Source organism: Flavobacterium sp., from assembly GCF_052437795.1.
In the GTDB taxonomy this organism is placed as follows: domain Bacteria; phylum Bacteroidota; class Bacteroidia; order Flavobacteriales; family Flavobacteriaceae; genus Flavobacterium.
Genome location: NZ_JBQVPA010000004.1, coordinates 463,142 through 475,583 on the forward strand (window position 1 = coordinate 463,142; position 12,442 = coordinate 475,583).

Below are 12,442 nucleotides of genomic sequence, written 5' to 3' on the forward strand. Positions count from 1 at the left end.
CCCTTCAATTTGAAGTAACGAAATACTCCAAACAGGGGTGCAAAAGTAATTATTATATTGAGATAATCAAACACTTACAAAAAAATAAATGCAAAATATTTGATATTCTGCAAATATGCACATTTGTAGCCGCCATTATAATGCTTTTTGTAATCAAAATACCCATCCCTGCAATTCGTCCCAGAGATCAACCCAAATAGCACAACGGGAGCCTGATGCATTTCACAGTAAACGGAATTTAAGCCGGATGCAACCAGGACAGATGCTTAATATCCGGATTATACCACGCAAAAAGCCCCGGCATTATACCAGGGCTCTTTTATATTTCGTATGAATTATCACACTTTGATCTCTACTTCAACACCACTAGGAAGCTCCAATTTCATTAGAGCATCGATAGTTTTTGAAGATGAACTGTAAATATCAAGAAGCCTCTTGTACGAGCTAACCTCGAACTGCTCCCTTGATTTTTTGTTCACGTGCGGTGAACGTAGTACAGTGAAGATCTTCTTGTGCGTAGGAAGGGGAATAGGACCCGTTACCACTGCACCTGTACTTTTTACAGTCTTAACGATCTTCTCGGCAGATTTGTCTACCAGGCTATGATCGTATGATTTTAGTTTTATTCTGATTTTTTGACTCATTTTCTTTCTAATTAAGCGTTACCTTTTGCTTTTTTAATTACATCATCAGCAATGTTAGATGGTGTCTCAGCATAGTGAGAGAATTCCATTGTTGATGTTGCCCTTCCTGAAGACAATGTCCTTAGGGTAGTTACATAGCCAAACATCTCTGAAAGAGGCACACTGGCTTTGATCACCTTGGCACCTGCCCTGTCATCCATGTTATTGATCTGTCCACGGCGACGGTTAAGGTCACCCACGATATCACCCATGTTCTCTTCCGGCGTAAGCGCTTCAAGTTTCATGATCGGCTCAAGGATAACAGCTCCCGCGCTCCTTGCAGCTTCTTTGTAACCCATTTTTGCAGCAAGTTCGAAAGAAAGTGCATCCGAGTCAACCGGGTGGAATGAACCGTCAAGAAGTGTTACCTTCATGCTGTCCATTTCATAACCTGCAAGAGGCCCCTGTTTCATCGCTTCCCTAAAGCCTTTTTCTACAGATGGGATAAATTCCCTAGGGATGTTACCACCTTTAACTTCGTTAACGAACTGAAGTCCCATTGGCACTTTTCCGTCAACTTCGTCTGCCGGCCCAAGACGGAATACGATATCACCAAATTTACCACGTCCACCGGATTGCTTTTTGTAAGTCTCCCTGTGTTGTGCTTCACGTGTGATAGCTTCTTTGTACTCTACCTGTGGCTCGCCCTGATTAACCTCTACTTTAAACTCACGCTTAAGACGGTCTACAAGGATGTCAAGGTGAAGCTCACCCATACCAGAGATGATCGTTTGTCCTGAAGCATGGTCAGTCCTAACTGTGAACGTTGGATCTTCTTCAGCAAGTTTTGCCAAAGCCATACCCATCTTATCAACGTCAGCCTTAGTTTTAGGCTCAACAGCGATACCGATCACCGGATCAGGGAAGTTCATACTTTCAAGAACGATAGGGTTTTTCTCATCAGAAAGTGTATCACCAGTCTTGATATCTTTAAAGCCTACAGCCGCACCAATGTCACCTGCCTCGATGTACTCGATAGGGTTTTGCTTGTTAGCGTGCATCTGGTAGATACGGGAGATACGCTCCTTGTTACCTGAACGGTTGTTAAGAACATAAGAACCCGCATCAAGACGGCCTGAATAAGCCCTGAAGAACGCCAGGCGTCCAACATAAGGGTCAGTAGCGATCTTGAACGCAAGCGCCGCGAACGGCTCAGTAACTGATGGCTTACGCGTGATAGGCTGGTCAGTATCAGGGTTAGTACCTTCGATAGCCTCTTTGTCAAGTGGTGAAGGAAGGAATTTACAAACCGCGTCAAGCATGAACTGTACACCTTTGTTCTTGAATGAAGAACCACAAAGCATAGGGATGATAGCCATATCAATGGTAGCTTTCCTTAGCGCCTCGTTAACTTCCTCTTCTGTAATGGAGTTTTCGTCCTCCATGTATTTCTCAAGAAGGTTCTCGTCATAAGCAGCCACCTCTTCAATAAGCTGTGACCTGTACTGACGCGCCTCTTCTTTCATGTCCTCAGGGATTTCAACGATGTCGAAAGTAGCGCCCTGAGTGTCATCATGCCACACGATAGCCTGGTTCTTGATAAGATCTACAACACCCCTAAAGTCAGCTTCGTCACCGATCGGAAGTACGATAGGCACCGCGTTTGATTTAAGCATGCTTTTCACCTGCTGGCAAACAGCAAGGAAGTTAGACCCCTGGCGGTCCATTTTGTTCACAAAGCCCATACGTGGAACTTTGTAGTTATCAGCAAGCCTCCAGTTGGTTTCAGACTGTGGTTCAACACCGTCAACGGCGCTGAAAAGGAACACAAGTCCGTCAAGTACCCTTAGGGAACGGTTCACCTCAACGGTAAAGTCAACGTGTCCCGGGGTATCGATGATGTTGAAATGGTAATCTTTAGAGTCACCGGTAGTCTTGCCCTGGTCTGTAGGGAAGTTCCATGTACATGTCGTAGCAGCCGAAGTAATGGTAATACCCCTCTCCTGCTCCTGCGCCATCCAGTCCATGGTTGCTGCACCATCGTGTACCTCACCTATCTTGTGGGATTTACCCGTATAGAAAAGGATACGCTCGGTAGTTGTGGTCTTACCCGCATCAATGTGGGCAGCAATACCAATATTTCTCGTGTATTTTAAATCTCTTGCCATTATTTATTAGATGTGATGTTTTGTTTTCTTTATGAATTAAAACCTAAAGTGAGAGAATGCTTTGTTCGCTTCTGCCATCTTGTGAGTATCCATCCTCTTTTTAACAGCAGCACCTTCTTCTTTAGCAGCAGCTAAAATTTCAGAAGCCAGCCTCTGAGCCATAGATTTCTCGTTTCTTCTCCTTGCATAAAGTATCATCCATTTCATTGCCATAGAGATCTTCCTGTCCGGACGGATCTGCATAGGTATCTGGAATGTAGCACCACCAACCCTGCGGCTGCGTACTTCTACGTGCGGCATAACGTTGTTAATAGCATCTTTCCATGTTTCAAGCGCCGATTTCTCAGCATCCTGCTTTTTGTTCTCCACGATCTCAATAGCATCATAGAACACTTTGAAAGCAGTTGATTTTTTACCGTCCCACATTAGGTTGTTCACAAAACGTGTTACAAGTTGGTCATTAAACCTTGGATCTGGTAAAAGAGGTCTTTTCTTGGCCTGTCTTTTTCTCATGTCTTTTCTTTAAAGCGTTCTTAAATTACTTTTTCTTTCCGGTTGCAGCTGGCGCCTGTCCTGGTTTCGGACGCTTGGCCCCATACTTTGACCTGCGTTGTGTCCTTCCAGCCACACCTGCGGTATCAAGTGCACCACGAACGATGTGGTACCTTACACCCGGCAAGTCTTTTACCCTTCCGCCTCTAACTAATACTATCGAGTGCTCTTGAAGATTGTGTCCTTCGCCCGGGATGTACGCGTTCACTTCGTTACCATTCGTCAAACGTACCCTTGCAACTTTACGCATTGCAGAGTTTGGTTTCTTTGGTGTCGTAGTGTACACACGTGTACAAACGCCCCTTCTTTGAGGACAAGAATCTAAAGCAGCCGATTTACTCTTCTTAGTTATCTGGGCTCTCCCTGTTCTTACTAATTGTTGAATTGTTGGCATAATTAAATACTAAAATTTCTTTTGATTAAAAAACCCGCTTTTTACGGGGTTGCAAATGTAGAAATTAAAAACAATAAAACAAACTGTAATACATTAATTTTCAAACCTTATCCCCGCAGCGCAAAATTACAAAAGAAAATCAGGCTACGAATTGTACCTGTACCAGAGATCAACTTGACGACAAATATTCTGCATTCGCATTCCGGACCTCCTCTGCTTCATTATATTATTTCGGATATTTTTGCGTTATTTTACACTAAGAATTTCCCGGTTGAAAAAACTACTCCTTATATATATAGTATGTCTTGGCTTTTTTTCAGCAAAAGCGCAAAACTTCCATCTCAATATCGGGGGGCGTAATGCAGCGGAAACCAAAACCATCGACTCCATACCTTATAACAGGCTACACCAAAATGCAAAGTCGGCTGCCGATGAAGCCGCACTCCTCTCCTCTGCCTTATTAAAGAGAGGCTACCTGGAGAATCACGAGCTTGCCCACCTTAAAACTAACGACTCTACTTTCGTGTATACATTTTCCGTTGGCGAAAAAACCAAACACCTATACATATACACCGGCAACCTTTCCTCCCAGGAAAAAGAACTGCTAAACATCAGTAAAGACACCCTCATAATGCAGATGGAAGAGATCGAACCCTTTATGGCTGGAAGCCTTGCTCTACTGGAACGCAAAGGCTACTCATTAAGCTCGCTCCAATTAAAAGACTATGAAAAAAAAGGCAGCGCCCTCACCGCACGCCTGGATATGAAGACCGAAAAACTGCGCACGCTTGACGACATTGTGATCGAGGGATATCCCAAATTTCCCGAGGGTATTCGCAAAAACATCGCAAGGCAGTATAAAAAGAAGACTTTCAACCAGGAGAACCTGCAACGGGTATATAACGACTTTAACGCACTGCGCTTTGTGACCCAGGCACGCTACCCCGAAATACTATTTAAAGAAGACTCCACAAAAGTGTATGTATACCTGCAAAAAGCAAAACCAAACAGCTTTGACGGCTTTATCGGATTCTCCAACGACGACGAGAGCAACATGATATTCAACGGCTATCTCGACCTGAACCTGAACAACGTACTCAATTCCGGAGAGAAGTTCACCCTGTTCTGGAAGAACGACGGCAACAAGCAAACTACTTTCAACTCGGCTACCGAACTGCCCTATATGTTCCGAAGCCCGATAGGCATCAAGGCCGGATTGAGGATATTCAAACAGGACAGCACTTTCCAGAATACCGTGACCGACGTGAATCTAGGCTACTACTTCAGCTATAATTCCAAGGCTTTTTTAGGCTACCAAAGCACACAGTCGGTCGACATCCAAAACAGCAACACCGCGTCACTGAGCGATTATAACAACCGGTTCTACACAGCAAGCTATGAGTTTACCGGCTTTAATATAGATGACTTTATTTTTCCCGAAAGAACGATGCTGCTCGTAAAAGGAGGCACCGGAAAAAGGATCGGTGGCACCGGGAACAGCGGGCAGTATTTTATACAAGCCAATGCCGCACACAATTTTTACCTTAACAAAAAGAACATCATCAACATTAAGAGCCATTCTTATTATTTAAAAAGCGATACCTATATTATAAATGAGCTGCACCGGTTTGGCGGGATCAATTCCATACGGGGGTTTAACGAGAACAGCCTGCAGGCCAACCTGTACACAGCCCTCATGGCCGAATACCGCTACATGCTGTCACCGGGACTTTATGCACACTCGATCACTGATTACGGATATTTCAGGGACGAAGCAAATAACATAAGCGACCACCTTACCGGATTAGGCTTTGGCATAGGCCTGTTCACTAAAAACGGGCTCTTTAACATTGTTTATGCTAACGGTACTACCAAGGGACAACAGATAAAACTTTCGAACTCAATTGTGCACATAAGTTTTAAAACCAATTTTTAACATTAAAAACTTACATATTTAGTTAATTTCCTACTAAGGTTCTAAAATTCATATTAAAATTATATTAAAAAATCATTAAATATTTTGGTAATGTAAATACTTCGTCAGACATTTGATAGACTAACTCAAATCTATTTCAATGAAGACAAAGCTGCATGTTTTGTTAACGCTCCTGTTTGCGTTAACGATGCAAAGTTCATTTGCACAGGAAAGGACAGTATCAGGTACTGTTACAGATCAGGCAGGAATGCCGATCCCCGGGGTGAGCGTGATGGTAAAAGGCACTACCACCGGAACCCAGACTGATTTTGACGGTAAGTTCCAGATCCAGGCGTCTCCGCAACAAACGCTTGTATTTACTTACATCGGGATGGGAACCAAGGAGTATTCGGCCGCCGCAACCACCATTAATGCCAGCCTCGAAGACCAGGCTACAGAACTTGAAGGCGTAGTGGTAACAGCGGTAGGTATCCGCAGGGAAAAATCATCCATTGGTGCCGCGACCACCACATTAAAGTCGGAAGAGATCCTGGAAGGTCAACAGACCAACATTTCAGATGCTATTAAAGGTAAAGTTGCGGGTGTGGTCATCTCCAACAGCTCTACGGATCCCGGTGCATCCTCGAGCGTTATGATCAGGGGTATTAAATCGCTTACCAAGAGCAACCAGCCTTTATACGTTGTTGACGGAGTGCCATTGTTCGAGCGTTCCAACTCTTCTTCGAGCCTGAATAACGGGTATGACTTTGGTAACGCAGCATCGGACATCAACCCTCAGGACATTGAGACCATGACGATCCTTAAAGGTGCTTCGGCTACGGTCCTTTATGGCTCCAGGGCAGCGGGCGGTGTGATCCTGATCACTACTAAAAAAGGAAAAGAAGGCAGGCTGAGCGTTGAATACACCAATGCGACCTCCTTCACACAGATCAACAGGACACCTAAATACCAGTCTACTTTCGGACAGGGATGGGACGGTGTACACTACCTTACAGAGAACGGATCGTGGGGTCCGCGCTTTGACGGGCAGCCAAGGGTATGGGGGCACATTGTGAACAACAGCCAGTTACTGAAGCCTTATTCTTTCCAGAAAGACCAATTGGAGAACTTTTTCACAACAGGTACATCAAGGGTCAATTCAGTATCAGTATCCGGCGGCCATGGAGATAGTACCGTGCGACTGTCATACACCAATACGCAGCAGGACGGTATCTACCCTACTGATGCCGATTCTTTTGAACGAAATGTACTGAACCTTGCAGCCACCTCTAAATTTAAAAACCTTAGCATTAGCGGCTCCATGAGCTACGTGAGCAATTCGGGGAGCAGTGTAGGTACAGGACAGGGCGCTACCGCATACAATAACCTCTTGCAGATCCCTACCGATATCCCTATCACGGAATTTGAAGACTACAACAACCCGTTCCATAATGTGAGCAATTACTATACGCCTTACGGTGTTACCAACCCATACTTTTCACTTAATGAGAATGGTGCCCAAAACAAACGTGAACGCGTTTACGGATCTTTTGAAGCCACTTATACGGTTAATGACTGGATGAACGCTACCTACCGCTTCGGTATGGACTTTTCAACGGACAGGGGCAAAATTTGGACATCAAGGATCGATGCTGCTCCGGGAAGCCCTAATGATGGCTCTTCTACAGAGAACCCAGGAAGTTACGCGGAAGTATACTCACACGCTAAGATGCTCAATCATGACTTCATAATGAACTTTGATCTTGAACTGACAGAGAAACTAAAACTTCAAACATCTCCGGGTTTTAACATCCAATCTCAGCATTTCAACAGCCTTAGCGCATCGGTATCAAGCCAGGACATCCCGAACTTTTACAATCTTGCGAACAGTTCAGAGATACCTGCAGTTGGCACCAATATGTCGGAAGATAAGATATACGGCCTCTACAATACCACCACATTGTCGTATGACGACCAGCTATTTCTTACCGGAAACCTTAGGAACGACTGGTTCTCTACACTTCCTAAGGATAACAGGTCGCAACTTTATGCAGGTGGTAACCTAAGCTGGGTGTTCACCCGTACTTTTTCTGGTATAAACAAAGTATTGAATTACGGTAAGTTGCGTGTAGGTTACGGATCGACCGGTACAGGTACCGACCCTTACCAGGTATTTGCCGTAAATACACCAACCAACGTAGTGATGGGCTTCGGAAACCTTACTTTTCCTATTAATGGTATAAATGCCTACGGAATTGGCAACAGGATGGCAAACCTGGACCTGAGGCCTGAGATTAAAACAGAGCTTGAGGTAGGTACAGAACTTTCCTTCTTCGATAATCTTATAACTATTGACGCTACATACTTTGACGCTAAGGTGAAAGACCAAATACTTGATCTGCCACTGGCACCTAGTACAGGATACACCTCCCAGCGCACCAACGTAGGTACGCTCCGCACCAAAGGTTTTGAAGGATTGATCAACATCAACTGGGTAAGAGATCCAGGTGGTTTCAGTTGGAGCTCAAGCCTTAACTATACTAAAGCGGAAACTATACTTGAGGAACTTGACCCACGCATTCAGAATGTAGAGCTGGGCGGCCTTACCACTATGCAATATTTAGCCGAAGAAGGAAAACCTGTAGGCCTTATTAAAGGCTATGTTCCCGAAAGAGACCCTAGCGGAAATGTTGTAGTGGATGCAAATGGTGTGCCGGTAGCCTCCCCTAACCAGCAAGTATATGGCGATACACAATATGACTATACTATGGGTATCAGTAATACATTAAGCTGGAAGGGACTTTCACTGGACTTCACTTTGGATATCAGGGAGGGTGGCCTTATGTACTCAAGAACAGCTGATATAACAAGATTCACCGGTAACTCCATTACTACTGTGTATAATGACAGGAACCCTTTCATCGTACCAAATTCAGTAGTAAAGACGACTGCAGGCGACGGTTCTGTAACTTATGCACCTAACACAACACCTGTAGATGTGGAGCATATGGATGACTACTACCGTGCAGATGCTAATGCCCGTAACACGGTTATCGACAAATCGTTCATAAAACTTCGTGAAGTGGTATTAAGCTACAAATTCCCGACCAAACTATTGGACAGAACACAGATCCAATCGCTAACATTCTCTGTGATAGGACGAAATCTGTTCCTTTGGACACCAAGCAGCAACCAGTACATTGACCCTGAAGCATCAACTTTTGGTAACGACCTTGCCGGTCAATTTGGTGAATTTAGCGCCAACCCGTCAACTAGAAGCCTCGGATTCAGCTTAAAAGCAACTTTCTAATAAATTATCTATGAAAAATATAAATAAATTTTTGATACTCTTTCTGGCAGGGATATTTACTGTGTCTTGCGAGGACAACCTCGACATCAACACAGATCCCAATTTTCCTGAAGAGATTAATGCAGGCCTGGCGCTAACGTCTGCGGAAGGTGCGCTGGCATCTGTAGTGGGAGGCGAATTTATGAACATTGGCGGATTTTACGCCCAGTACCATACCCAGTCTCCAAGTGCGAGCCAGTTCGAGAACATCGATTCGTACAACCTGAACACTACATACGCCAACACACCATGGACGATCCTTTATGCCGGTGTGTTAAATGACCTTAAGTTCGTATCGGCAGAATCTACTGAGGCAGGCGATACAGCGACTTTGCTTATAGCAGAAGTATTGCGTGGATATACGTTCCACTACCTTGTAGACCTTTTTGGGGACGTACCGTATACTGAAGCATTGCAGAATGGTAATATCACACCTGTGGTAACGCCCGGAGAAGAGATCTATGCCGACATTATAACAAAGATCGATGCCGCCGTAGCTGCATATGAGGCGAATCCTGTGGAAGCAGAAGTGGGTGATCAGGATGTTATTTTTGATGGCGACATGGACAAATGGATACAGTTCGCAAACACGCTTAAATTAAGGATGTATATAAGGATGGCTTATACACCACAGGCAGATCCTGCCGCTGTAACCGCCTTGATCAATGAAGGTAACTTTATTACAGAAGACGTAAAGTTTGACCTGTATACTTCGTCAGCAAACAAAAGGAACCCTTTCTATGAGGTATTTTTGTCACAAACAGGACTAGGTGATGTAAACCATATCGCCAGCAATACGCTCGCAGGTTTTTATAACCAAAACAATGACCCAAGGCTGGAAGCCGTATTCCGTCCCGGGACCGGTGGTACTTATGCATCTATCGACCAGGGTACCGGAAATGACTTCAATAATACAGCTGTCGCTTACGCCCGTCCGAACATTGGCCCTGTTACGCCAGTATTCCTAATGACAGTGTCGGAAAGCAATTTCCTTCAGGCAGAAGCGCTCATCAGGTATTCCGGTGGCACAGGCGCAAAAGAAAAATATGATGCCGGTGTTACAGCTTCATTTGCCACTTATAGCGAGTATTTCGGCTTAACAGGCGAATCTGCTGCAGATTATATAGGTGCAGGTGATGTTTACGAATACCAAACGGGTGGGACTGTTGAAGGAACGGTAAGGCAGGTAATAATTCAGAAATGGGCGGCATTGGCTTATGTAAATAACATCGAGGCCTATATTGAAGCCACAAGGACTAAATTCCCTGAGGTGGTCGAAACAGGTACACAAGATTATGCAGAAGGAAACCGCATACCTTCCGCAATATCTATACTGCCTGGCACTACGATACCGAGCATACTGTTCTATCCCGATGATGAAGTAACCCGAAACCCGAATATCACGCAGCATTCGACGCTGACCCAAAAAGTATGGTGGGATCAAAAACCAGAATAAATCTTGGCAATTATGAAAAAAATATTAAGATATAAAGCGGCAATTGCAATCTGCACGATCGCAATGGCTATAACTTCATGCTCAAATGAAGACGCGGTAAGCTCATCGGTAACTTATTATGCTGTATTGGATATGGCAGGTGATAGGATAACGGTACTTAATGAGGGTGATACCTTTACCGATCCGGGCGTAACAGCAACTATAGACGGCCAACCGGTAGATGTAACTGTAGATGGTACTGTAGACACCAGTACTCCCGGAGTTTACGACATTTATTATTCTTCCATTAACGAAGATGGATTCCCTGCCGAAGTACGCAGGATCGTGATCGTATTGGAATCGGACCCAAGCAGTGTGAACCTTGAAGGTACCTTTTATAGGAATGGCAACCCAAATACTGTAACGAGGCTGGCAGACAGGGTATACCAGGCGAACAATGCAGGAGGTCTTGCGTTGAGTGACGACAAAAATTTACTCAATGTGACTTTCTATAATATTGATGATGAGCAGCTTTACATTCCATATCAGGAAAATGTATCCGTAAGCGGCATTGATGTAGAGAGTATTTCGGGACAGATCGTAAACCAAAACAGTTTCAATTGGGTGCTTTCGGCGTCATCTTACTATGGTACGGCCGTAAGGAACTTCACAAGATAAAAAAATAAGATCATGATGAAATTAAGAAATAAAATAGCTTTTATAGCCCTTTCATTTGGCATGTTAACTTTTACGGCCTGTGAAGAAGACGGCTATGGTGACTACGATGCAGGAGGTACCGCTACCCAGGCCATGAATGGGGAATGGTATATTACCATTACTGACGAAGCATCCGGCGAAGTGCAGGTAGAAAACGCGCTGCACAAAACATATGACAGCAACGGCCGCCTGTTCATTACTGACAGACTGGGGACCGGATTTACCGGGTGGTGGCTCGAAAGCGCCCTTGACGCTGACCTGTCCAACCTTACTTTTACTGCTACCGACGAGATGAACTTTGCCGACGAATCTGCAGTAACCATTACAGAAGGTAAGATCATCAAAAATGGTGGGCGTTCTACTTCTGGTGTAGTAGTTGACAGTATTTATTTTAAAGCGGTATTCGACTACGAGCCAACCCAGACGCTGATCTATGCCGGGCACAAGCGTACCGGTTTTGAAGAAGATGAGCATTAATTTTTAATATTGCTTTTTGAACCACCCTGCAACGGGTGGTTTTTTTATACCTTTGCTGCATGGAAAAAGAACACCAGATATTTGGCATACGGGCGATCATTGAAGCGATAAATTCAGGCAAGGAGATCGACAAAGTATTTATTCAGAAAGATGCGGATGGCGACCTGATGCGCGACCTAATGAAAACGCTAAAAAAGAATAATATTAATTTCTCCTACGTTCCCGTAGAAAAGCTGAACCGGCTTACCCATAATAACCACCAGGGGGCAGTGGCAAGCATTGCACCGATCGCCTTCCATAACCTGGAGACGTTGGTAGAGAACGTTTTGGAAAGCGGCAGGACACCATTATTCCTAATACTTGACCAGTTGAGCGACGCGCGTAATTTTGGCGCCATCATCCGCACGGCCGAATGTACAGGTGTGGACGGTATCATCGTACAAAAGCAGGGTTCTGCACCGGTGAATGGCGATACGGTAAAAACTTCTGCCGGCGCTGTGTTCAATGTGCCTATCTGTAAAGTGGAGCATATTAAGGATGCTATATTCCACCTGCAGGGATCGGGCATTAAAACCGTTGCTGCCACCGAAAAGACCGACGACAACATTTATGACATCGACCTTAAGCAGCCATTAGCCATCATTATGGGATCGGAAGACAGGGGGATCAATCCGTCTGTATTGAAGATCGTTGACGAAAAGGCGAAGTTACCAATGTTTGGTACCATAGGATCTTTAAATGTATCTGTTGCCTGTGGTGCTTTTTTATATGAGACCGTTAGGCAGCGAGGCTAGTGATCAATATCTATCCAT

Annotated in this window: 10 protein-coding genes; 6 read left to right on the forward strand and 4 right to left on the reverse strand. The window is 44.6% G+C overall.

Translation table 11 applies throughout. The features are described 5' to 3' along the window. Window positions 1–338: 338 nt before the first annotated feature. From rpsJ to rpsL, 4 genes are read right to left on the reverse strand one after another with little or no spacing between them, the layout of a single operon-like run. On the reverse strand, window positions 339–644 hold the full coding sequence (rpsJ, locus tag ACT6R0_RS15010) for a 30S ribosomal protein S10 (RefSeq protein ID WP_020213633.1): 306 nt from the start codon (window positions 642–644) through the stop codon (window positions 339–341). An 11-nt stretch (window positions 645–655) separates the two neighbouring features. Further along, a complete protein-coding gene (fusA, locus tag ACT6R0_RS15015) occupies window positions 656–2,791 on the reverse strand; it encodes an elongation factor G (RefSeq protein WP_444653947.1) in 2,136 nt (711 codons plus the stop codon). A 36-nt stretch (window positions 2,792–2,827) separates the two neighbouring features. Then, complete coding sequence (rpsG, locus tag ACT6R0_RS15020; RefSeq protein WP_444653945.1) at window positions 2,828–3,304, reverse strand: 30S ribosomal protein S7; 477 nt, start codon at window positions 3,302–3,304, stop codon at window positions 2,828–2,830. Between the two features lie 25 nt (window positions 3,305–3,329). Beyond that, window positions 3,330–3,737 (reverse strand): 30S ribosomal protein S12, encoded by a 408-nt coding sequence (gene rpsL / locus ACT6R0_RS15025; protein ID WP_108776531.1) that lies wholly within the window; start codon window positions 3,735–3,737, stop codon window positions 3,330–3,332. Window positions 3,738–4,008: 271 nt separating this feature from the next. Between rpsL and ACT6R0_RS15030 the strand changes: the two genes are divergently transcribed. The 6 genes from ACT6R0_RS15030 to rlmB all read left to right on the forward strand — a co-directional run bounded on the left by ACT6R0_RS15030 (window position 4,009) and on the right by rlmB (window position 12,424). After that, on the forward strand, window positions 4,009–5,673 hold the full coding sequence (locus ACT6R0_RS15030; RefSeq protein ID WP_444653944.1) for a hypothetical protein: 1,665 nt from the start codon (window positions 4,009–4,011) through the stop codon (window positions 5,671–5,673). A 139-nt stretch (window positions 5,674–5,812) separates the two neighbouring features. Further along, on the forward strand, window positions 5,813–8,962 hold the full coding sequence (locus tag ACT6R0_RS15035) for a SusC/RagA family TonB-linked outer membrane protein (RefSeq protein WP_444653943.1): 3,150 nt from the start codon (window positions 5,813–5,815) through the stop codon (window positions 8,960–8,962). 10 nt (window positions 8,963–8,972) lie between these two features. Beyond that, window positions 8,973–10,457 carry a SusD/RagB family nutrient-binding outer membrane lipoprotein gene (locus ACT6R0_RS15040; RefSeq protein WP_444653942.1) on the forward strand — a complete coding sequence of 495 codons (1,485 nt, stop codon included), beginning with the start codon at window positions 8,973–8,975 and terminating at the stop codon, window positions 10,455–10,457. 12 nt (window positions 10,458–10,469) lie between these two features. Then, window positions 10,470–11,114 (forward strand): immunoglobulin-like domain-containing protein, encoded by a 645-nt coding sequence (locus ACT6R0_RS15045; RefSeq protein WP_444653941.1) that lies wholly within the window; start codon window positions 10,470–10,472, stop codon window positions 11,112–11,114. Window positions 11,115–11,126: 12 nt separating this feature from the next. Continuing rightward, window positions 11,127–11,630, forward strand: a complete 504-nt coding sequence (locus tag ACT6R0_RS15050; protein ID WP_444653940.1) for a lipid-binding protein — start codon at window positions 11,127–11,129, stop codon at window positions 11,628–11,630. A 59-nt stretch (window positions 11,631–11,689) separates the two neighbouring features. Next, the gene (gene rlmB / locus ACT6R0_RS15055) at window positions 11,690–12,424 is read left to right on the forward strand and encodes a 23S rRNA (guanosine(2251)-2'-O)-methyltransferase RlmB (RefSeq protein WP_444653939.1); all 735 of its coding nucleotides are present in this window, start codon (window positions 11,690–11,692) and stop codon (window positions 12,422–12,424) included. Window positions 12,425–12,442: the final 18 nt, after the last annotated feature.